At 33.7% G+C, this 23878-nt stretch carries 20 protein-coding genes; 5 read left to right on the forward strand and 15 right to left on the reverse strand.

Annotated features, from left to right (window positions below; translation table 11 throughout):
* The 3 genes from C0512_RS11255 to C0512_RS11265 all read right to left on the reverse strand — a co-directional run.
* Positions 1 to 522: hypothetical protein (locus C0512_RS11255; RefSeq protein WP_290861612.1), on the reverse strand; the 522-nt coding region annotated here is incomplete at its 3' end.
* A 171-nt stretch (positions 523 to 693) separates the two neighbouring features.
* The gene (locus tag C0512_RS11260) at positions 694 to 915 is read right to left on the reverse strand and encodes a hypothetical protein (RefSeq protein WP_290861615.1); all 222 of its coding nucleotides are present in this window, start codon (positions 913 to 915) and stop codon (positions 694 to 696) included.
* 262 nt (positions 916 to 1177) lie between these two features.
* Positions 1178 to 1438, reverse strand: coding sequence for a hypothetical protein (locus C0512_RS11265; RefSeq protein WP_290861617.1), 261 nt, complete (start codon positions 1436 to 1438; stop codon positions 1178 to 1180).
* 732 nt (positions 1439 to 2170) lie between these two features.
* On the opposite strand from C0512_RS11265, the gene C0512_RS11270 reads away from it, so the two are divergent.
* The 5 genes from C0512_RS11270 (at position 2171) to C0512_RS11290 (ending at position 8741) form a co-directional block, all read left to right on the forward strand.
* Positions 2171 to 2575 carry a hypothetical protein gene (locus C0512_RS11270; protein ID WP_290861618.1) on the forward strand — a complete coding sequence of 135 codons (405 nt, stop codon included), beginning with the start codon at positions 2171 to 2173 and terminating at the stop codon, positions 2573 to 2575.
* Between the two features lie 110 nt (positions 2576 to 2685).
* On the forward strand, positions 2686 to 2913 hold the full coding sequence (locus C0512_RS11275) for a hypothetical protein (RefSeq protein ID WP_290861620.1): 228 nt from the start codon (positions 2686 to 2688) through the stop codon (positions 2911 to 2913).
* Positions 2914 to 2970: 57 nt separating this feature from the next.
* Positions 2971 to 4467, forward strand: coding sequence for an efflux RND transporter periplasmic adaptor subunit (locus C0512_RS11280; protein WP_290861622.1), 1497 nt, complete (start codon positions 2971 to 2973; stop codon positions 4465 to 4467).
* Positions 4468 to 4477: 10 nt separating this feature from the next.
* Complete coding sequence (locus tag C0512_RS11285) at positions 4478 to 7573, forward strand: efflux RND transporter permease subunit (RefSeq protein ID WP_290861624.1); 3096 nt, start codon at positions 4478 to 4480, stop codon at positions 7571 to 7573.
* Complete coding sequence (locus C0512_RS11290) at positions 7563 to 8741, forward strand: TolC family protein (protein WP_290861626.1); 1179 nt, start codon at positions 7563 to 7565, stop codon at positions 8739 to 8741. Before C0512_RS11285 ends, C0512_RS11290 begins: the two co-directional genes overlap by 11 nt.
* Positions 8742 to 8831: 90 nt before the next feature.
* Here C0512_RS11290 and C0512_RS11295 read toward each other — a convergent pair whose 3' ends face one another.
* From C0512_RS11295 to C0512_RS11350, 12 genes are read right to left on the reverse strand one after another with little or no spacing between them, the layout of a single operon-like run.
* Entirely contained in the window at positions 8832 to 9446 is a 615-nt protein-coding gene (locus C0512_RS11295) for a class I SAM-dependent methyltransferase (protein ID WP_290861628.1), read from the reverse strand.
* Positions 9447 to 9451: 5 nt separating this feature from the next.
* A complete protein-coding gene (locus tag C0512_RS11300) occupies positions 9452 to 9808 on the reverse strand; it encodes a heavy-metal-associated domain-containing protein (RefSeq protein ID WP_290861631.1) in 357 nt (118 codons plus the stop codon).
* Positions 9809 to 9850: 42 nt separating this feature from the next.
* Positions 9851 to 12130, reverse strand: coding sequence for a multicopper oxidase domain-containing protein (locus C0512_RS11305; protein WP_290861633.1), 2280 nt, complete (start codon positions 12128 to 12130; stop codon positions 9851 to 9853).
* Positions 12131 to 12171: 41 nt separating this feature from the next.
* A complete protein-coding gene (locus tag C0512_RS11310; RefSeq protein WP_290861635.1) occupies positions 12172 to 13044 on the reverse strand; it encodes a DUF2911 domain-containing protein in 873 nt (290 codons plus the stop codon).
* 13 nt (positions 13045 to 13057) lie between these two features.
* The gene (locus C0512_RS11315) at positions 13058 to 15595 is read right to left on the reverse strand and encodes a heavy metal translocating P-type ATPase (RefSeq protein ID WP_026712066.1); all 2538 of its coding nucleotides are present in this window, start codon (positions 15593 to 15595) and stop codon (positions 13058 to 13060) included.
* A 20-nt stretch (positions 15596 to 15615) separates the two neighbouring features.
* Complete coding sequence (locus C0512_RS11320) at positions 15616 to 16833, reverse strand: efflux RND transporter periplasmic adaptor subunit (protein WP_121314455.1); 1218 nt, start codon at positions 16831 to 16833, stop codon at positions 15616 to 15618.
* 2 nt (positions 16834 to 16835) lie between these two features.
* Complete coding sequence (locus C0512_RS11325) at positions 16836 to 18083, reverse strand: efflux RND transporter periplasmic adaptor subunit (protein WP_290861640.1); 1248 nt, start codon at positions 18081 to 18083, stop codon at positions 16836 to 16838.
* 2 nt (positions 18084 to 18085) lie between these two features.
* Positions 18086 to 19339 (reverse strand): TolC family protein, encoded by a 1254-nt coding sequence (locus tag C0512_RS11330; protein WP_290861642.1) that lies wholly within the window; start codon positions 19337 to 19339, stop codon positions 18086 to 18088.
* Positions 19326 to 21263, reverse strand: coding sequence for an efflux RND transporter permease subunit (locus C0512_RS11335; protein ID WP_290861644.1), 1938 nt, complete (start codon positions 21261 to 21263; stop codon positions 19326 to 19328). Before C0512_RS11335 ends, C0512_RS11330 begins: the two co-directional genes overlap by 14 nt.
* Before the next feature lie 11 nt (positions 21264 to 21274).
* Entirely contained in the window at positions 21275 to 22507 is a 1233-nt protein-coding gene (locus C0512_RS11340) for an efflux RND transporter permease subunit (protein ID WP_290861646.1), read from the reverse strand.
* 53 nt (positions 22508 to 22560) lie between these two features.
* On the reverse strand, positions 22561 to 23031 hold the full coding sequence (locus tag C0512_RS11345; protein WP_026712072.1) for a heme-binding domain-containing protein: 471 nt from the start codon (positions 23029 to 23031) through the stop codon (positions 22561 to 22563).
* Between the two features lies 1 nt (position 23032).
* Positions 23033 to 23728 carry a DUF3347 domain-containing protein gene (locus C0512_RS11350; protein ID WP_026712073.1) on the reverse strand — a complete coding sequence of 232 codons (696 nt, stop codon included), beginning with the start codon at positions 23726 to 23728 and terminating at the stop codon, positions 23033 to 23035.
* Positions 23729 to 23878 lie beyond the last annotated feature (150 nt).

Below are 23878 nucleotides of genomic sequence, written 5' to 3' on the forward strand. Positions count from 1 at the left end.
TTCGATAAAATCATTGTTTTTATCTTTCTCTTGAGATTTTAAAAATCTAACCTCTTTTTTACTTTTTTCTATTAATGCTATATCTGATGAACTTATAACATTGGATTTTATAAAATTTGTAAATTCTTCTGGAGATTTATATCCCATTTTTTTATTAAAACTGACAAGCGTCTTTTCCCATTTATTTTCCCACTTATATTTTACGCTATCAGCCTTAACAATTCTGTTTAAAGTAATCCATAGTTCTGTATTTACTTCGCTATAAATATCGATATCAAATTCTTTTTTATACTTGTCAGTAAAATAATTTTGTGCATCAATTTTTTTATTGTTTATGCTTTTTATGCTATCAATAAATACATTTTTTTCTTTAACTTCTTTAGCGAAATTAGCTGCTTGATTTTGGGTAAAATAATTGTAAGGAAAAATAAATAAAAAAATTAATGAGGAAATTAATAAGCAAAGAATAAAGTAAACAAATTCTCTTGCTAGTATTTTTTTGTTATTTATGATTATTTTCATTTGTGTCATTTTTTTCGACGGTTTCCGCTAACTTGTTTATTCTCGCTTTAAACTAGCGACTATACACCAAAATTTAGGTGGATAGTCGCTACTCAGTAGCGTATTTTTATCAAATATACTGTTTATTTATATTCTTACAAATCAACTAAAAGGGTTTTAATTTATTGTTTTTCAAATAGCCTTCTCTTTGCTCTTCGAAGCTATCTTTCTAGTCCCGGAAAGCTTCTCTTTGCTTCCAGAAAGCATCTCTTTGCTTCCAGAAAGCATCTCTTTGCTTCCGGAAAGCATCTCTTTGTTACCGGAAAGCAACTCTTTGGTCTTTGAAGGCATCTCTTTGTTGTTTGAAGGCATCTCTTTACTCTTTGAAGGCATCTCTTTACTCTTTGAAGGCATCTCTTGCTAGTTAGAAACCATCTCTTTGGTTTCGGAAAGCATCATGTCTTATCCTAAAATAGGTTTAAACAAAAGAAAAACTTATGAAATCAAAAACTAAAAGAATTAAAAAATCCTTTTAATCCATTTAATCCATCTAATCCGTGTTCAATCCTTCAAACCAAAAAAATTAAAAAACCAAAAAAATCAAAAGAACAAATGAATTAAAGAACTAAAAAATCCTACCAAGCTTAACAAAATAACCAAAAAACAAAGCACCATATTAGTGAGTAAATATCAATTTCGCTACATCAAATGTCAATTTCGCTACACCAAATGTCAATTTCGCTCGTGCAAAACCCCCTTTCGCTCCACCAACATTCAATTTCGCTCCCCAAAGAAGCACTTTCGCTCCACCAACATTCAATTTCGCTCCCCTAAGCGGCTCTTTCGCTACACCAAATGCCTCTTTCGCTACACCAAATGTCAATTTCGCTGCACAAAATGTCAATTTCGCTCCCAACGACACCTGTTTCGCTCCCAACGATAGCTATTTCGCTCCTCAAATTGTCTATTTCGCTACACCAAATGTCAATTTCGCTCCTCAAATTGTCTATTTCGCTACATCAAATGTCAATTTCGCTACACTAAATGTCAATTTCGCTCCACTAAATGTCAATTTCGCTACCCAAATTGTCTATTTCGCTACACCAAATGTCAATTTCGCTACACCAAATGTCAATTTCGCCCTACAAAACCGTGCATAGCACAAAAAAGAATAGGCTAACGGGGCACAAAATAAAACATCCCCTCAAACCTCCCCTAAAAGAAAAAACCCTGTAAAATAAATCTTTTACAGGGTTTTTAGTGGAGTGGGAGGGACTTTAATCGAACACTTGATTCCCATTTTATCCTTTTTCGATGGTCTAAAAATTAATTAAAACTTTGTTTTTATTAGGCTTTTTTAGATGACTTTCATATACTGATAAAGTTGTAAGACATATTTAAAAATATTATTTTTCTATAAAGCTGGGTATGGTTTATTTTAATGACATGAATTCTGAAGTAATAATAAAAAAATGGTTTTGTTTAATAATTTTATCCCGAGAACAAAGAATCGAGTTATTTAGCAACATTTTAAATACTTTTATAAAGCAAAGAAGATTTATTTAACTATCTTTTTTCTGACTATTAAATGTCCGAATTTATATGTTGAGATTCTGAGTTTCAAGTTTATTATAAATAGTTTTAATAAAAATATCTTACTTTTGTATAGATGATAAAAAAGCAAATCTGTATTTATTTTCTTTTTTTGGCTTGTTTTCTACAATTAGGACACAGCTTGATTCCGCATACCCATGAAACGGAACATCATCATCATGGAAACTCACATCATCATCACGATGATGAAGATCATTCTAATGAAAATGGTTTGTCGCATTTTTTTTCTCATTTTTCTCATTCTTCAGATACCTTTTCAACTACTCATAGTGAAGAAGTTAGTAAAATAGTCAAGAAAGTACCGAATGATTTATTGGTTTTTGACAATCATTCTATTTATAGTCTCTCACTTACTTTTTACAATAAAAAAGAAGTGGTTAGAAATAAAGAACCGCTCATTTTTATTTCTCCACATTTACATTCCTTACATTTTCGTGGTCCGCCCACACTTTTTAGCTAAACTATTCATTATTTGAATTACAAGACTCTTATTGCCTAATCCTGGCTTTAAGTTATTTTCATATATATTAATTTCTAAAAACAAAATCGATGAAAAAATTATTGCTTTCTATGGCAGTTATAGGTATGCTATTTACTGCTTGTAATGGTAAAAAAACCGAAGAAGACCACGGTCACGATCACACAGATGGAACACACCAACACGCAGATGGTGAAGAACATGCAAATCACGAAACAGATACAGTTTCACAAGAAGAGTTTACTGTTGGAAAAGATACGGCGACTACGAAAGAAGCTCACGATCATGACCACGAAAACGGTGAAGACCACAAACATTAATCAATTTGATGCCTGTAATTATTGAAATTATAGGCATCAAATTACTTTTTAATTTATATGAAAATAATAAAAAAAACACTGCTACTTAGTTTATTCTTAATAGGATTTACAAGTTGCAACAACAAAGAGGAAGCTAAACACGAAGCTCATTTAGAACCTCTAGCTTACACACTTTATACTGAAAATTCAGAACTATTTGTTGAGTTTAAACCTTTGATAGTTGGTGAAACTTCAAAGTTTGCAGCTCACTTCACCGTTTTAGGAGAAAACTTTACAGCTTTGACTGATGCTAAAATAACTGTTAGCTTGATTGTTGGCGATAAAGGCATTAAAAATTCTGTTGATGCTCCCAGTTCACCCGGTATATTTCGTTTGGCATTAAATCCGAAGACAACAGGAATAGGAACATTAATTTTTGACATCATTACCAAAGATTTTACAGATAAAATTACCATTGAAGATGTAGTGGTTTATGCTGATATGAAAACCGCATTAGCCAAACAACCTGAGCACACTGAAAGTGGCGATATTTCCTATCTGAAAGAACAAGCTTGGAAAGTGGAATTTGCCAACCAAGCGGTTAAAAAAGATACTTTCAATGATGTCATTAAAACCAGTGGTCAAATTCTCTCTGCTCCTGGAGACGAAATGATTGTTACTGCTAAAGCCAGCGGTGTAGTTGTTTTTTCTGGTAAAAACACCATTGTGGGTTCAGCTGTAAATTCTGGGAATTCACTTTTTACCATTACGGGTGGTGATATGACGGAAAGCAATATTGATGCTTCTGTAAAAGATGCTAAAGCCAATTATTTAAAAGCTAAAGCCGATTATGAACGTTCTAAAGCATTAGTTGCTGATAAAATCGTTTCAGAAAGAGAGCACCAACAAGTTAAGTTACAATTTGAAAATGCACAAACTGCCTACAACACCATTTCTAAAAATTATAGTGGTAAAGGTCAGAATGTATTAGCTCCAATGTCAGGTTTTGTTAAAAATATTTTGGTTACCGAAGGACAATTTGTTGCATCAGGAACACCGTTAGCCACTATTTCAAAGAACAAAAAATTGTTAGTTCAAGCCAATATTTCGCAAAACTACTTTAGTAGATTATCAAGCATTACATCGGCTAATTTTAAAACACCTCAAAGTGATGTGGTTTACAATACAACGGCTTTAAATGGTAGAATTGTTTCTTATGGTAAAAGTGCTTCAGCATCCACTCCCTTTATTCCGGTGACTTTTGAAATTGATAATGAAGGTCAATTGGTTTCAGGTTCGATTATTGAAATCTATCTTAAATCTTCCACTATTGCTGATGCTTTAGTAGTTCCTGTTTCAGCTTTAATTGAAGAACAAGGAATTTTTTATGTATATGTGCAAACTGGTGGCGAAAGCTTTCAAAAAAGAGAAGTAAAACTAGGTGCAAGTGATGGTTTAAATGTTCAAGTTCTATCAGGAATCGTTGAAAACGAAAGAGTGGTTACCAAAGGTGGTTATCAAATCAAATTATCCAGTGCATCAGGTGCTTTGCCTGCTCACGGACACGAACATTAAAACCTAACTTATGCTAAATAAAATAATTAAATTTTCACTACACAATCGATTTTTTGTAGTGATAGCATCGGTTTTACTGCTGATTTTTGGTAGCGTAGTTGCTTCAAAAATGGAAGTAGATGTATTTCCTGATTTGACTGCTCCAACGGTTGTTGTGCTTACTGAAGCTCATGGTATGGCTCCTGAAGAAGTAGAAAAATTGGTTACATTTCCTATTGAAACTTCAGTTAATGGTGCTACTAATGTAAGACGCGTTCGTTCTTCTTCCTCAGCAGGAATTTCTATTGTATGGGTTGAATTTGAATGGGACACTGATATTTACAAGGCAAGACAAATTGTAAATGAAAAAATAACTGCTGTAGCTGAAAAATTACCACAAGGAGTTGGAAATCCTACCATGGGTCCACAATCTTCTATAATGGGAGAAATTATGTTGATCAGTGTTACAGCAGATAAAACGTCTCAAATTGATTTGAGAACCATTGCCGATTGGACTATCAGACCAAGATTATTAGCCACTGGTGGTGTTTCACAAGTAATTGTGATTGGTGGGGAATATAAGCAATATCAGATATTAGCTTCTCCTCAAAAGATGAACTATTATAACGTTTCATTGACTGAATTGCTAAAAGCAAGTGAAGAAGCCAATGGGAATTCGTCTGGTGGTTTTATGAATGAATACAATAACGAATATATTGTTAAAGGTATTGGTAGAACATCTGATATTAAAGAAATTGGTAAATCAGTTATCAAAACAGTTAATGGAAATACGATAAAAATTGAAGATGTAGCTGAAATTAAAATTGGATCTTCACTTAAAATTGGTGATGGTTCGTTAAAAGGTGAACCTGCGGTTATTATGACAGTTATGAAACAACCATCAACCAACACTTTAGAACTTACTGAAACTATTGATGCTTCGATTGCCGACATTCAAAAGAACTTGCCAAAAGATGTACATATTAATACTAAAATCTTTCGTCAAGCTGATTTTATTAATGCATCCATCAGTAATATTCAAAAGACTTTACTGGAAGGAACTGCTTTTGTCATTATCATCCTGTTTTTATTCTTGATGAATTGGAGAGCTACATTTATATCTTTATTGGCTATTCCTATTTCATTGATTGTCGCCATACTAACTTTAAAATATCTTGGTTTTACTATCAATACTATGAGCTTAGGAGGCATGGCAATTGCTATTGGTGATTTGGTTGATGATGCCATTATTGATGTGGAAAATGTTTTTAAACGACTGAAAGAAAATGCACTCAAACCAAAAGCAGAACAAAAAGACAAATTGACCGTAATATTTGATGGTTCATTTGAAATTAGAAGTTCTGTAATAAATGCAACCTTTATTATCATCGTTGCCTTTTTACCGTTGTTCTTTTTATCAGGAATGGAAGGCAAATTATTAGCTCCACTTGGAATTGCTTTTATAGTGGCGTTGTTTGCATCGTTAATCGTTTCTATTACACTAACGCCTGTATTGGCAAGTTACTTACTAACTAATGATAAAATGCTTCTACAACAGCATAAAGAAAGTTGGTTGGTACAACGCTTGCAAAAAGTATATTCCAATGCTTTGAACAAAGTTATGGAAATGAAAAAAGCAGTATTGATTGTTGCGGGTTGCTTGTTTTTGATTTCTTTGTTTGTAATGAGCCAATTGGGAAGAAGTTTTTTACCTGAATTTAACGAAGGCTCATTAGTAATTAGTGCTGTGAGTTTACCCGGAATATCATTAGAGGAAAGTAATAAAATTGGCACACAAGTAGAAAAAGCATTGCTTTCTGTGCCTGAAATTAAAATCACCACTCGAAGAACCGGAAGAGCTGAACTCGATGAACATGCACAAGGTGTAAACGCTGCTGAAATTGATGCTCCTTTTACACTTGATGAAAGAAGTCGTGAGGATTTTATGGCTGATGTTCGTGAAAAATTAGCAGGAGTTTCGGGAGCAAATATTACTATTGGACAACCTATTGGACATCGAATTGACCATATGTTATCAGGAACTAGAGCAAATATTGCTATCAAAATTTTTGGTAATGATTTGAATAAACTCTTTACTCTTTCCAATGAAATAAAAGCTAAAATTCAGAATGTTGAAGGATTGGTTGATTTGAGTGTGGAACAACAAGTTGAAATTCCACAAATTCAAATTAAAGCCAAACGTGATGTGTTAAACCAATACGGAATTACCATTGGTCAGTTTAATGAATTTGTTGATGTTGCCTTTGCAGGTGAAAAAGTATCTGAAATTTATGAAGGTAACAAAACCTTTGATTTGATGCTTCGATTTGATGATGCTAATAAAGGTAAAATCGAGAACATCAAAAATGCGATGATTGACACTCACGATGGCAAAAAAATACCATTGTATTATGTAGCAGATATTGTAAGCACATCGGGACCAAATACCATCAATAGAGAAAATGTACAACGTAAAACCGTTGTATCTGCTAACGTTTCTGGGCGTGACCAAAAAAGTGTTGTGGCTGATATTCAGAAAATCATTGATGAAGAAGTAAAATTACCTGAAGAATATCATATCGAATATGGTGGACAATTTGAAGCCGAAGCTGAAGCCTCAAAAACATTAATTCTAACTTCACTTATTTCGTTATTAGTTATTTTCTTAATCTTGTATCAAGAGTTTAAAAAAGTAAAAACTGCTTCTATCATATTGCTAAATCTACCTCTTGCTTTAATTGGTGGTGTATTTAGTATTTACTTCACTAGCGGTATTTTGAGTATTCCTGCTATTATAGGTTTTATTACGCTGTTTGGTGTAGCTACTCGAAATGGAATTCTATTAGTTTCACATTATGAAACGTTAGAAAAAGAAGGATTATCGCTTTATGAAACCGTCATTCAAGGTTCAAAAGATAGATTAAGTCCCATTTTAATGACTGCCTTAACCGCAGGATTGGCATTAATTCCGTTGGCTATTGCAAGTGATTTGCCTGGAAATGAAATACAAAGTCCGATGGCAAAAGTTATTTTGGGTGGTTTATTGACTTCAACCTTATTGAACATTTTTATTGTTCCTGTGGTGTATTATTTATCTAATCGAAAAAAAGTTACCAATGAAAAATAGACTATTTCTTATTTTAGCAACAATGACTTTTGGTTTTGGACATTCTCAATCAACTATTGATAAAGTCCTTTCAGAAATTGCTAAAAACAACAAAACCATACAAGCGAATACGCAGTATTGGAATGCTCAAAAAGTGCAGTACAAAACAGGAAATTCATTATACAATCCAACTGTTGAATATGATTATTTAAAAGGAAGTCCTGCCAATGCTGGTAATCAAACGGATATTATTGTGACGCAGTCTTTTGATTTTCCAACAGTTTATGGAAAGAAAAATGAGTTAGCTAAACAATTAAGCACTCAAGCCGATTTGCAATTGAAATCAGCTAATCAAGAATTGCTTTTGGAAGCTAAAAAGATTTGTATTGAATTGGTTTACCGAAATAAATTACAAGTTCCGTTGACTAAAAGAAAAGAAGCTACTGAAAAGTGGTTAACCAATTTCAAGAAGAAATTGGATAATGGAGATGGCACTATTCTGGATGTAAACAAAGCTGAAATTCAGTTGTTAGAAATCAAAAAACAGTTTCAAGATAACGCTTCTGAAATTGTAAAACTGAATGAAAAGCTAACGAGTTTAAATGGTGGAACTTCAATTAATCTTGTTGATGTTGTATATTTTGATGTTCCTGCTATTTCAAATTTTGAAATATTGGAAAAGGAGATTGAAGCCCAAGATTACATCAGAAAAACGCTAGAGCAAGAAAAAGTAATTGCTCAAAAACAAATTGATGTAAGCAAAGCATTAGCATTACCCAAAATGGAACTTGGGTATCATTATCAAGGTATTTTAGGGCAAACGTATAACGGAATTCACACCGGAATATCATTACCACTTTGGGAAAGCAAAAACACGGTTAAGCTTCAAAAAGCTAAAATGACGTTTGCAGAAAGTGCTTTGACAGATCATACTAATGACCATTATTACGAAATAAAACAGCTTTATGGACGTTATGAAAGTTTGAAAAGTATTTTAACTGACTATGAAAAAATAAACCAATCGGTTGAACCAATAAAATTATTGGATAAAGCCTTAGCTGCTGGTCAAATTTCGGTTTTAGAATATTTTGTAGAACTTAATTATTACAACACTACTTATAATTCCTATTTGGAGATTGAAAAAGAGTATTATGATGTTGTAGCTACTTTATTGAAGTATAAATTATAGATTATTAATTCAAGTAAAACACCCATTATTTCGAGATGATTTAATGGGTGTTTTTTATTTTAATAACGAGAAAGCAAAATTTTTAAATTTTTATCGCTTTTTAAAACCACAAAACTGAAAATTCTGAACGGTATTGAATGGTGTAGTATGATTTTCTGTGAAACATTTTACTGCTTCAAAAGCTTGCTTGAAGGTTTGTTTCATTGTGTTTTCAGAATATTGTTTAATTTCTAAACCGCTGCATTTAAGGGGACCGTTTTCAGAGAAAGTTCCTAAGAAGAAATTTCCATTGTCAGCTACTACATTATTGATTAAAGCTAAATATTTATCGATGCTTTCTTTATCTGTTAAGAAATGAAAAACCGCTCTATCGTGCCAAAAATCAAACTTACTTTCTGTACGGAATTCTATAATGTCTGAAACAATCCAATGCACTTTATCTGCTTTTTCTCCCAAACGTAGTTTGGCTTTTTCTAAGGCAAATTCGGATATGTCTAAAACCCAAATATTTTCATATCCGTTTTCTAGTAAAACATCCACTAAATTACTGTCTCCACCACCTATATCGATGATATTTGCGGTTTTAGAAAGTCCCAGACTTTCAATGTAATTCATAGACGTTTTAGGATATTTTTGTGTCCAGCTTACTTCGTTTGGATTTTTAGTTGCAAAAACATTTTCCCAGTGTGATTTGGTGTTTTCCATATAGATTATGCTTTACAACAATCGTCTAAACTTTCATAAGCTTCAGGATCTGCTTTTACTTCATCTGCATCATAACCTAATTTAGAGATGGCTACTTTAATCGTTTGCAAATCTGTTTTCTTTTCATTGTAAAAGATTGTGAAAGTCATATTTTCATCATCTAATTCATAAGCTCTTACACCTTTTATTTTCAGCATTTCGGTTTTAAATTTCATACCACAGGTTTCACATGCTTTGCAATGATTACAGTGTAATACCGTTTTGATTATTGCTTTTTGATTTGTTTTCTGTGCAGATGCTGTATGAATTGTAAAAAGAGTAAATGCGAGAAAAAAGAAAGTCTTAAGTGTGAATGTTTTCATATTGAGATGGATTGTTTCTTCAAAGATAATTAAAATATTTTTTTAATAATTCAAATTCAACCCAACTCCAAATCCCATATCACTATCGTAATGTGTTCTGATGCTAAAATTTCTCGCTAGAATGTATTTTGCTTCAAGCATATATTCGGTGTCGGTATTAACCATGAATCCCATTCGAAGTCGCTTTGAGACAGGAATATCTTCCCGCATTAATTGAAATCTAACATTTCCATCTTGAAAAACTTCTGCTTGAGCCATCACTAGCATCGGTAATGTATAATTAACCCCTGCACTTAAAACCGCTCTTCTGTCTTTGGTGTTTTCTTGTCCGAAGATGTTTTTTTCAACTTCATCGTTCATCTTTCTGTATCGCCAGTCGAAACCAATAAAAGGCATCAACCATTGCATTTTTCCAATGTATCTTCCTAAATGAAATTCTGCTTCGTAGCCGTGCATATCGTGGTAGCCTAAACGCCATTCTGCACCTAAACTCCAACGTGTATTTTGTATCATTGCCATACCATCATTTCCATTGGTTGCAAAATCATTTTCAGCCATGATGTGAAAAGCTCTATCGTCTGCAAATAGCTTTCGTTCTGCTAATTTAGGATTGGGAATTAGTGGGTTTGGCTCTTGGTTTTCATAAGTAAAAATTCTACCCATTCCTGCCATCATGTGATATAAAATATGACAATGGAAAAACCAATCGCCTTCTACATTCGCATTAAATTCAATGATGTTAGTTTCCATTGGCATTAAATCCATCACATTTTTTAAAGGAGCATATTCTTCCTGACCGTTAATGATTCTGAAATCGTGACCGTGTAAATGCATAGGGTGACGCATCATAGAATTATTGTAGAGTGTAATCCTGACGTTTTCACCTTTTTTGATTAAAATTTTGTCAGTTTCGGAAATTACTTTATTGTCTAAACTCCAAACATACCGATTCATATTTCCGGTTAATTCAAAACGAAGTTCTTTTACCGGAGCATCTTTAGGCAACGTTGTTTTTTCTGTAGCTTTTAGCATTGCATAGTTAAGTGTTCCAATAGTAGACATTTCGTTACCATGGTTTTGTGTATGGTTGGAATGATCATTCATACTATCGCTACTTTCTGTATTTTTCTTATTCCTGTCTTTTGCAGCACCCGTAATTTCAGGATACATAACAGCATTCATATCCATTTGGTTTAATGACATTTGCATCCCCATATCATCCAAATCGCCATTCATCTTCATCATGTCGTTCATCATTTTCATCCCCTCAAAATATTTTAATTTCGGTAATGGAGCAATTAGTTGTTTGATGCCATCGCCAATGTATAAAGAAGTTGATTTTGTTCTGTCTTCGGCGGTAGCTAGCAACTCATATGATGTTTTATCGGCAGGAATTGTCACTATGATATCATAGGTTTCAGAAACTGCAATTAAAAGTCTGTCTACTTCCACAGGCTCTACATCGTTACCATCACTGGCAACAACAGTGATTTTACCACCGGCATATCGCAGCCAAAAATAACTTGATGCTCCACCATTGGCAATTCGCAATCTGACTTTGTCACCTGCATTTAACTTCTTTCCGTCGATAGTAGTGATTTGACTTTCCGAAATTCCGTTAATTAAAAATTTATCATAATATACATCACTCACATCCATGGCATTCATTCGCTTCCATTCGTTGGTGAGTTTTGTTTTAAAATGTCCCTCTCTAATAGCTTCTGCATAACTCTGTGTAGTTCCTTTTTTAATAGCAAACCAATCGGAGGCATTGTGTAACATCCTGTGCACATTCTCAGGTTTTAAATCCGTCCATTCGCTAAGAATTACAGGTACAGTTGGCAAATCATCAATTCCTTTTCGGAATGTTGAATCTTCTTGCTTTTTGTTCATAATGAACATTCCATACATCCCAATTTGTTCCTGTAAACCGGAATGACTATGATACCAATGTGTTCCGTTTTGAATAATAGGAAACGTGTATTTATGAGTAGTTCCCGGTTCAATCGGCATCTGAGTGAGATGAGGCACACCATCTTCTTTGTTGGGTAAAAATAGTCCGTGCCAGTGCAAGGAAGTACTTTCCTTCAATTCGTTATGCACATAAATCTCAGCTATATCCCCTTCAGTAAAAGTAAGCGTAGGCATGGGAATTTGACCATTTACCGCAATGGCTCTTTTTTCTTTTCCGGAAAAATTAACGATAGTATCCCTAACGTATAAATCGTATCGAACTATGTTTTGTGAAAACAGCGTTTGTGTAGCCAAAACAAGGATTAGTATCGGCAACAGTTTTTTGAAAAGCTTATTTTGATTATTCATTTTAGTTAATTGTATTTTTCTTTAAATTTACTCTTACGATATTATTTTTTTAATAACACTTCCCAATCAGCTATTTTATGGTTCAATAGTTCAATAGTTTTTTTCATTTTCTCCTTATCAGCTATCGAAATTGCTCTCTTTGCAGCTTCAATAGCTTTTGGGTAATCTTTATTTTCTGAGGCTAATTTTTGTCTCAAATTTGGATAATAGAAATTTTGTGGGTTTAATTTTTCAGCTTCCAAAAGCCATTCAATTGCTTGTTTATAATCTCTATTTGTGCTATAATAATAATTAGCTGCCTGAAATAATAAAGTAGCATCTTGTGTTTTGCCTTTAACAATATGTTGGTCTATTAATGCTAATATAGTATCGTCCTCCTTACTCTTTATTGGTATTTTGACCATAGTATTTTCCCAAAATATTTTTAGAAATGCCTCTCCTTTGCTATTGATGTCATTTAATTCAATTGTGAATGTTTCATAGAAGTTGGGACTTTTTTCTGTAGGGACTTTGAAACGCATCACGTCTTTTTTTTCATCATAGCCCGTTTCACCATGTAAAGTAGTATCTGTGTTAACAATTATCGTCCATTCATTAACTGATGGAATTGAGAATATTGAATAACTACCGACTTTTAATATACTTTTACCAAAGGAAATATCTTCGGAAGTGTTAATTACTGTGCAATCACTCGCACCTGTACGCCAAAGTTTATCGAAAGGTACTAATTCACCAAATATTTTTCGGCCTCTTACTAAAGGTCTGCTATATGCTATTTTTATTATTGCACTGCCCACTTCTTGATCAAATGATGAAGCTGGACTTGCTGATGTGGTTCTGATTTGAACTTTTTCTTGGGCACCTATTAGTAACGATTGAAATAGCATAAAGCTTATAAAGATTATTTTTTTCATTTTCATTTTTTATTTAAAGTTTTAAATTTCGTAATCGTAATGCATTCACAATTACAGATACTGAGCTAAATGACATGGCTAGAGCTGCAATCATTGGAGATAATAAGATTCCGAAAGATGGGTATAAAACTCCTGCTGCAATTGGCACACCCAATACGTTATAGAAAAAAGCAAAGAATAAATTTTGCTTGATGTTTCTCATAACAGCATGACTCAAATTTTTAGCTTTTACGATGCCTTGTAAATCTCCTTTCACTAAAGTGATTTTGGCACTTTCAATAGCTACATCAGTTCCGGTTCCCATGGCAATTCCAATATCAGCTTGTGCTAATGCCGGAGCATCATTTATACCATCGCCAGCCATGGCCACAATTTTGCCTTCTGCTTGTAATATTTTTATTTCTTTGAGTTTGTCTTCGGGTAAGCATCCGGCTTTGTATGATGCTAACCCTAATTCATCAGCAACCGCTTTGGCTGTATTTTCATTATCCCCAGTTAGCATAATTACTTTTACACCTTGGCTCATTAATTCTTTAATGGCTGCTGTACTTGATTCTTTAATCGCATCGAAGATTGATACAAAACCAATAGCAATGCCTTCAACTGCTATATAGGAAACTGTTTTTCCGAGTTTTTGTTCTGCAATAATTTTGTTTTCTAAATCGTCAGAGACTGTTGCTTTGACTTGTTCCATTAGCTTTTTATTACCTAATGCTACTTTTTTATTGGTTACCGTTCCTGTAACTCCTTTTCCTGCAACGGCTTCAAAATCTTTAACTTCAATTAATGAAACAGTTTTTAGTTTAGCATAATTAACTACAGCCTGTGCTAATGGATGTTCACTATATTGATTTAATGAAGCAATGCGTTGCAATAAATCTTCATCTTTGTTATCGGTTGAGTATATTTTTTCGACAGATGGTTTTCCTTCGGTGATAGTTCCTGTTTTATCTGTAATTAGAACGTTAACCTTATTCATATTTTCTAAAGCTTCGGCATTCTTTATCAAAACGCCCGATTGTGCTCCTTTACCAACACCCACCATTACGGACATGGGAGTTGCCAAACCTAAAGCACAAGGACAAGCAATAATCAATACAGCAATGGCATTTATAAACCCATAAACCATAGCAGGTTCGGGACCAAACTTAGCCCAAATGAAAAAAGTAATTATTGAAATAATCACCACTATTGGCACAAAATATTTGGCAATACTATCGGCCAATTTTTGAATTGGTGCCCTAGATCGAGAAGCATCGTTGACCATTTGCACGATTTGAGAAAGTAAAGTTTCTGAACCTACTTTTTCGGCAATCATTACAAAGGATTTGTTACCGTTTATAGTTCCTGCAATTACATTGTCATCTTTCTTTTTGTCCACTGGAATGGGTTCGCCTGTAATCATCGCTTCATCAATGCTACTTTCTCCATCGGTAATTTTGCCATCAACTGGTATTTTGTCCCCGGGTTTTACGCGCAATAAATCCCCTTTTTTGATGTCGTGAATCGAAATTACTTTATCACTTCCATCAATTACTAAAATAGCTTCGGTAGGAGCGAGTTTTAGTAATTCCTTAATTGCTCCACTAGTTTGGCTGTGTGCTTTGGCTTCCATTAATTGTCCTAATAGAACCAATGTTAGAATTACTGTTGTGGCTTCAAAATAAAGCAAGACTGTTCCGTGTTCTGTTTTGAATTCGTTTGGAAAAATGTTTGGAAAAAACATACCCACTAAACTAAACAAAAAGGCAACTCCGGTTCCTATACCGATAAGGGTAAACATATTCAAATTCCAAGTAATAATAGATTTGAAGGCACGAACAAAGAACATCCAACAGGCATAAAAAACAACAGGAAGTGTAAGTATAAATTGTACCCAATTCCATTTTGTAGCATCCATTATTTTAAGTAACGGATTGTTTGGCATCATTTCTATCATTGCGATTGCAAAAATGGGAACTGTAAATACGACCGCTATTTTCATTTTTTTGACCAAATCTTTATAGGTCTTTTGATCTTCTGTGTCAGTTGGATTCATAGGCACTAAATCCATTCCGCAAATAGGACAAGAACCTGGTGTTTCACTAATTACTTCTGGATGCATTGGACAAGTATATAGGGATTTGCTAAGAGTTAAATCCGGAGCTTTGACTAAATCCATTCCGCATACAGGACAGTCGCCTGCTTTGTCATACACTTTTTCGCCTTCACAATGCATTGGACAATAATATTTGCCATTAGCATTAACAGCGATTTTGATTTCTTTTTTATCGCTGTGGGAATGCGTAGAGCAACAAGATTTTACAGTATTTTCATTTGAGGTTGCTTGTTGTAACATTTTATCATTGGCTATTTCTATGGTGTATTTTCCAACGGCAGATAATGCTTCTTGCAACTGTGTTATTGGAATGTGTTTTTCCATTGTTATAGTAGCTATGGATGGGTTTAAGGAAACTTTTGCTTCAACGCCATCAATAGCATTCAATGTTTTTTCGACTTTAGAACGACAGCCATTGCAAGTCATTCCGGTAATGGTATAGGTATGTGTCATAATTTTTTAGTTTTTAAATATTACATTTTCATCCCTTCCATTGGGTCACTTCCTTTTCGGAATTTATATTCGCTGTTTATGGCATAAGCCCCTGTAATAACGACTTTTTTGGCAGGATCTATTTCAGATTTGATTTCTATCATTCCATTGGTTTCTATTCCAGTTTCTACCATTACGTTTTCAAATACTCCCGGTCTTTTTTCAACCCAAATATAGGAAGCGTTTTCCTCCCTGATCACTGCATCTACAGGAATATACAATCCTTTTAGATTGGATTGTGTTAATTTTGCCATAGCCTGCATCCCGGGTTTTAATTGCAAATTTGGATTTGATATTTCCAATCGAATTAAAAGCAGACGAGTATCTGGATTTATTTCAGGATTGATAAAAGAAACTTGCGCATTTATGGTTTTATCAGGAAAATCGGAAAATGTAATTTGGGCTTTTTGTCCTATTTTTAGATTCTTGGCATAGTTTACGTTTACCTGTGTTTCTAACCAAAGACTGTTTAAATCCGCCAATTTAATGATGGGGGAACCTTCCATTGCATAACTGCCTTCTGTGGTACTTATTTCCGATATTGTTCCACTGGCAGTGCTATAAAAAATGGTATAAGGAGAAACTTCCTTACTGGTTTTTATACTTTCAATCTGGGCATTGGTTAAACCAAAGAACAACAGTTTTTGTTTTGCTGCATTGAGCATATTTCGGGCATTTTTTCCAAAATCGCCAGGCATTGCCAGTTGTTTGTATGCCGTAAAATAATCCTGTTTGGCAATGGCAATATCTTCACTATACAATTGATATACGGCTTGGTTTTTAGAAACATAATCACCAACGGTTTTGAAATACAACTTTTCAATTCGTCCCATTGCTCTTGCAGAAATGGTTTTTATTTTTTCTTGATTAATGGACAAGACTCCTGTATAATTTTGCTCTAAACTGCTTTGAGTTTCTGAAATAGTTTGTGTAGTGATATTTCCCAATTGTATTTGCTGTTTACTCAAACTTATTTCATTAGCCTCTGTGTCATCTTGTTTTATTGGGGTTAACTCCATATGGCAAATGGGGCATTTTCCGGGTTTGTCTTCCTTAACTTGTGGATCCATAGAACAAGTGTAAAATGTTGTTGCTGCACTCTTATTGTTTTTGCTATGGTCTTCTTTGTCTTTAGTATTACAAGCCACCATTACCATAAATAGTATTGATAGTACACTTATTTTTTTTATTGTCTTCATTATTATTCGGTTTTAATAAAGCTTTCGCTGTCAATTAAATATTGTGCGTTTTTGGCAATGGTGTCTTTTACTGAAATACCTTCCATAATTTGGATAAAATCATCTATTTCAATTCCTGTCTTTATAGTGGATGCCTTAAAGCCATTGTCCATTTTTAAGAAAACTATTTTCTTGTTTCCAATGCTTACCATTGACTGTTTTTGAATCCAAATCCCATTTACTGAATTTGTTTTCACAACTCCTTGCAATCTTAACCCAATTGGTAATTTGAATTTATTATTATTTAAATAAACTCGAATTCTGTTGGTTTTATCGGCTGGATTTAATTGTGTTTCGACAAAATTGATTTTTGCATCTATGAGTTCGTTTTTGTCTAGTTCGGAAGTAATTCTGATGGATTGATTGGCTTTGACAAGACTATTGTATCCTTGGATAACATTAAATATTCCCCATACTTTATCCGTATTTAATAGTTTAAAAATGATTTCTCCCTTTTTTATATAACTCCCTTCTTTAACATTCAAAACTTCAGTGTTGTTACTCGCACTTTGCATCACAGGATTAGTTGTATTATCCATCGTTGCTGTTCCTTCAATAATACCAGAAGCTGGACTATAAATGGTTATTAACGGGTTAACTTTTTTGGAATTAAACAGCGCATTTATTTGATTTTCAGTCATTCCATAAAGCAACAATTTTTGTCTGGAGGCATTAATAATCGAAGGATTTTCAGCATCATTAGTAATCATATAAATGAAGTTTTGTTGTTCCGTCAGTAATTCTGGGCTGTATAAATCAAATAGTTTTTGTCCTTTATTTACTTTTTGATATTTATAATTGACATACATTTTTTCGATTCGACCGCTCATTCGAGCTGCAATATTTACCGATGAATTGGGATCATACTCCACAATTCCCGGTAAATTTATTTCACTGCTCAAAGCAGTGTCTATTGCCGTTGTTGTTTGATAATTACCTACTATAAAATTGTCGGTAGGTTTTATAAGATTGTCGATTGAATTGTCGTCAACGGAATTATTCTCTGTTACTTTTTTTACCAAAGTCATTCCGCAAATGGGACAATTTCCGGGTTTATCTCTAATGATTTCCGGGTGCATTGAACAAGTGTAAACCTCGTTTTGATGTCCCATTTCCGAATGATTATCTGATTTTTTGGCAAAGAAATAGATTGCAATTCCGATAATGGAAATTACAACAAGAGCTAAACCATACTTTATATACTTGTTCATAATTATTTGGTTTCTAATTGTTTTTCAATTTCTACTTGTGCTGCCAATATACTTTGCAATTTATCTAAAGCATCAATTTGAGCCATATTTAATGCTTCCCAAGCATCGAGAGTGGCAAATAAATCACCAGTATTATTTTGCCAAGCCAAAATTGCAGTTTCATAATTTTTTTTCAAGGCAGGAATGATGCTTTTTTGTGCAACCTCGTATTGCTTTTTTAAAGCGGTCAATTCATTGTTCATACCCGAAATCATTCCTGTGGCTTCATTCAAAATCATTTGCTTTTGCCAGTTCAAACTTTCATTTTTAATTTGAAAACTGTCGATATTGGCTTTATTCATTTTAGTTGACCAAGGCATTGGAATGGTAATCATTCCCATCAAGGAAAATTGTTGGGGTTGTTCTCCAAAAGCAAACATATGATCGTATTTTATACCAAACTCGGGCAATAACTTTGTTTTTTCGGCTACAATTTTGAGCTGATTTATTTCCATCGTTTTTTCGATGGCTTTCACATCGCTTCGGTTTTTAGAAAGAGAAGTTGTATCTGATATGGCCAAATTAAAATCTTTTATTTCGTAAGTTTCATCAATTTCAAATTTGGTGTTTTTATCTCTTGCCATCAAGGTGTTTAGCATAATTCGCTTTTGGGAAATGTCATTTTGCAACATTAGAATCATACTCTCTAATGCGCTGTATTGCGATTTTGCTTTGTAATAAGTAGGCAATTTATCCATATTATACTGGTAGCGTATTTCCATACTTTTAATCATATAATCTAAAAGCAACAAATTATCATCGGCTATTTTTATTTTTTTATTTAAAACCAACCATTGATAATAATTTGTTTTTGCCAATGCTTTCAATTGATTAACTGTATAGTTTTTGTTTTCTTTTTCAACAGATGACATTGCATTCATAAGATTAAAATCAGCTTTTAACTTGGATGCATTGGGTATCATTTGCGTAACACCCAACATATAGTTTCCCATACCAGGGTTCATTTCATTTGCTTTCCACATTTTGGTATTGTAGGGCGTCATAAAAAAACCTGTTTCCACTTGAGGAGGCATCCAGCTTTTGGCTCCTTTTGCCGCCGCATCCATACTTTGAATTTCGGCATCATAAATTTTCAATTGTGGATTATTTGTTTTGATGGTATTCAATACATTATCCAAGGAAAGTGTTTGGGCTGCTAAATTGCTAGCGCTTAAAATCAAACAACTTATGGCTATATAAAATTTATTCTTTAACATCTATAAGTTCTATTTTACCTTTTGTTCTTAATTCTCGAAGTTTTACCATCTCAAAAACAATCGGTGTTACTAATAATACATAAATCGTGGAGGTAATGGTGCCTCCAATTAGTGGGACAGTGATGGGAAGCATTATATCTGATCCTGTTCCTGTTGCCCAAAGAATGGGGATTAGTCCAAATAATGAAACTGAAACAGTCATCAATTTTGGTCTTAACCTTTTGGCTGAACCATCAATAATATATTGTTTCAATATTTCTTCGGTTATGGTTTCCTTCGTGTTTCCGTACTTTTCTACCATTTTATTCATTGCTTCATTCAAATAGATGGTCATTAACATTGCCGTTTCGATTGCCATTCCAAACAGTGCAATAAAGCCAACGGCAACAGCAACGGATAAATTAATTCCATAAAAATAAACCATAAATATTCCTCCAATTAAAGCAAAGGGTACTGTAATCATCGTGATTAATGCCTCTTTCATCGAATGATACGTAAAATATAAAACAAGAAATATAATGACCACAACAATAGGCAGTATTAAACTTAATGTTTTGTTGGCTCTAATTTGATTTTCCCATTGTCCGCTCCATTCCACATAATATCCTTTTGGCATCTTGGTCATCATTGCATTGAGTTTCTCCTGTGCCTCTTTTACAGTACTTCCTAAATCACGTTCCCGAACGTTGAACAACACTGTGCCACGGAGCATTGCATTTTCGCTATTTATCATTGGAGGGCCATCACTTATTTTTACATTAGCTACAGTTTCTAATGGTATTGGACCAAATTGCATCGTTTGAACTTGCAATTTTTTTAAGGCCTCAAGGCTATTTCTGTATTCTTGTGCATATCGTGCATTTACGGAAAAACGTTGTCTTCCTTCGATAGTCGTAGTGAGTTTCATCCCTCCAATAGAAGCTTCAACTACATTATTTATATCATCTATGTTTAGTCCGTATCTGCCAATAACATCTCTTTTTGCTTCAATATCAATATATTTTCCGCCTGTTATTGGTTCAGCATACAAATCTTTAACTCCAGAAGTTCCTTCCAATGTTTTTTTAATTTTTTGAGCCAAAACATTGATGGTATCTAAACTTGCTCCGTATATTTTTATGCCTACATCGGTTCTGATTCCTGTTGAAAGCATATTGATCCGGTTGATAATAGGTTGCGTGAAACCATTGGTCACGCCAGGAATTTGAAGTTTGTTGTTTATTTCCGTGATAATATCATTTTTGGTTTTGTCTTCTCGCCATTCTGCTTGAGGTTTTAACAAAATAATGGTTTCAACCATACTTATTGGACTATTATCGGTTGCCGTATTTGCCCTGCCTGCTTTTCCCAAAACGTGGGCCACTTCGGGAATTGATTTTATCAATTTGTCCTGAACCTGAAGAATTCTCTTTACTTCGGAGTTGGATACATCGGGCAAGGTTACCGGCATAAACAGTACAGATCCTTCATCTAAAGGAGGCATAAATTCTGAACCTAAACGAGTAAACATTAATACGCCAATCAGCAAGGCAATGATATTGATACCCAATACCGTTTTTCTCCATTTTAAACAAAAAATTAAAATGGGTGTATAAATACTTTCCAATTTTTTGTTAATTGGATTTTTATTTTCTGGACGAAGTTTTCCTTTTAGTAAAAAACTAATTAGCACTGGTACAAGTGTAATGGCTAAAAAAGCATCAACTATCAGAATAAAAGATTTCGTCCAAGCCAATGGTCCAAATAACTTGCCTTCCATTCCCGTGAGAAGAAAAACAGGCAAAAAGGATGTAATTACAATTATTGTTGAGTAGAAAACACCTGGGCCAACTAATTTTGAAGAGCTCTCTATAAGCTTTAACTTATCTTCAGGAGACAACGGATCGTTTTCTTTTTTGAATATATTTTTAATTTTATTTTTCATCTTAATTCCAATTACTGATTATTATCCATTTCTTCTTGTTTCTCCGAAACTGTCCTGTATGCATTCTCAACCATTACAATACCATCATCAACAACAACACCAATTGCCAGAGCAATACCCGTTAATGACATAATATTAGATGAAATGCCAAATGCTTCAAGTAAAATAAAGCCAATAGACACAGATATAGGTAATTGAATGAGTATAATTAAAGCACTTCGCCAATGAAAAAGGAAAAGAAGAACCACAAGAGAAACAGTAATCATAATTTCGATTAAAGTTCCTTTAACTGATGCGATTGCTTTTTCTATTAAATCACTTCGGTCATAAGAGGTTTTAAAAGTAACCCCTTCAGGCAATCCTTTTTCAACTTCTTTCATTTTTTCCTTGACTGCCGTTATTACCTTATCAGCATTTTCGCCATAACGCATTACCACAATTCCGCCAACAACTTCACCAGTGCCATTTTCATCAAAAATACCTAGTCTCAAATCGCCACCCATTTGTATTGAACCAATGTCTTTAACTTTTACAGGAACGGAATTATAATTTTTAATAGCAATCTCTTCCACGTCCTTTATGTTTTTGATATATCCTAATCCTCTTATAATGTATGACATATCACTCATTTCGAATTTTCGCCCACCAACATCGTTATTATTAGCCTTGACTGCATTCATCACTTCCATCATACTGACGTTATAGTATTGCATTTTCAAGGGATCCAACACTAATTGATACTGTTTTTCAAAACCACCAAAAGATGCCACTTCGGCAACTCCAGGAACAGTTTGCAAGGCGAATTTCACGTACCAATCTTGTAAGGCTCTTTGCTCTCCCAAGTCCATACCGTCGGCGTTTAAATGATACCAAAAAACGTGACCCACACCTGTGCCATCGGGTCCAAGTGTTGGAACTACATTTTGAGGCAACAAGCGTTGGGCATAATTTAGTCTTTCCAATACACGGGTTCTTGCCCAATAAATATCGACATCATCTTCAAAAATGATGTAAACAAAGCTCATCCCAAACATAGATGCGCCTCGAATGTTTTTAACCTTAGGAATACCTTGCAGGTTGGAAACCAAGGGATATGTTACTTGGGCTTCGATAACCTGTGGGCTTCTTCCCATCCACTCCGTAAACACAATAACTTGATTTTCGGATAAATCAGGAATGGCGTCAATGGGGTTTTGTTGGACGCTGTAAACTCCCCAAGCAAATAAGCAAGCTGAAACCAGCAAGACAACGGCTCGATTTCGTAGTGAGAATGTTATTAATTTTTCTACCATTATTTTTAATTTAGTAATGAAATACTATCTTTTGTTTTATTTATCCAATCCAATACTTCTTTTTTTTGGGAGGCTGTAAGGATTGCTTTTTTATGGATTAAAGTATAAGAACTCAAAGGCATTTCGTTTGATTCGATTTGTTTTGCAATTCTTTCTAATTTATTATTTTGCTTTCGGCTACTATAATTTCCCCATTCATTAAAATTTAAATTTTCTTTTCCTGTTGCAATATGACTTTCCATAAAAAAACGAGCGGGTTGAATGTAAGAGTACCAAGGATAATTGGTGTTGTTACTGTGGCAATCATAACAAGAAGTTCGCAAAATGATTTCAACATTTTTAGGAACATTATAGACTTTTGTAAAATTACCAGTTATATCCTGCTCAAAACTAATGTTCCGAGCAGGTTGATATAACTGTATCAACAAAAAAATAATTAACCCAATAAAAAGTATTTTTTTGATGATTTTTTTCATACTAGTATTCTTTTTTTATAGAACCGCAAGTAGCCATTTCTTTTCCAAAATATGGATTTTTGATTTCTTTTGTTTCACTTATCCAAACAGCACCTTTGTTGTCATCTGCCATTGGGCAAAAATCCAGATATAGTTTTTGACTGGTTCCAAATAATTGAATTAAGTCATTCATATCCTTACTTAACATTACAAAATGTTCTCTTTGATGTTCTATCTTTCCTCCATTATCTCCAATATGCTCTGCGTGTTCTTTGGCATCATCTGCAATATCCAAATATTCTTTTTTTTGTTTTTCGCTTAAAACTTTGATGTCAAATCTGTCAAATGAGGTGAATAGTATTTTTGCTTTTTCGGCAGCACCATTTGTATCATCTTTAACCAATTTGTTTTTTAAATTTATGTAACTAATTAAAATATCCTCGATGTTAACATTGGATTGTGTTGTTGCAGCAGAGGATGCTTCTGTTGCTTTTTTTTCGTGAGGTGCTTGCGTTTGAGTTACCAGTTCGGTTAATTCCATACCACATTTGGAACATGTTTCATCTTTTTTTCCTTGAACCTCGGGATGCATTGGGCATGCATATAGTTCACTTGAATTTGCGGAAGTTTCTGTAGTGTTGTTTTCTGTTTCTTTGTTTTTTTGATTGCAAGAAACTAAAGTGATTGCTAAAATAGCTGTTAAAATAAGTGCTTTCATACTGTGTTATTTTTTAGTTATTAATTATTTTTTCTGCTTTATAATAAGAATAAGTCCCGATTGATGTGTTGATATAATCTACTTCCCGAGCATTTTTAAATCCTGCATCAGTAATGTATTTTATCATCAATCCATTTACATTATCAGTGG

This window comes from Flavobacterium sp., assembly GCF_013822155.1.
Classification (GTDB): domain Bacteria; phylum Bacteroidota; class Bacteroidia; order Flavobacteriales; family Flavobacteriaceae; genus Flavobacterium.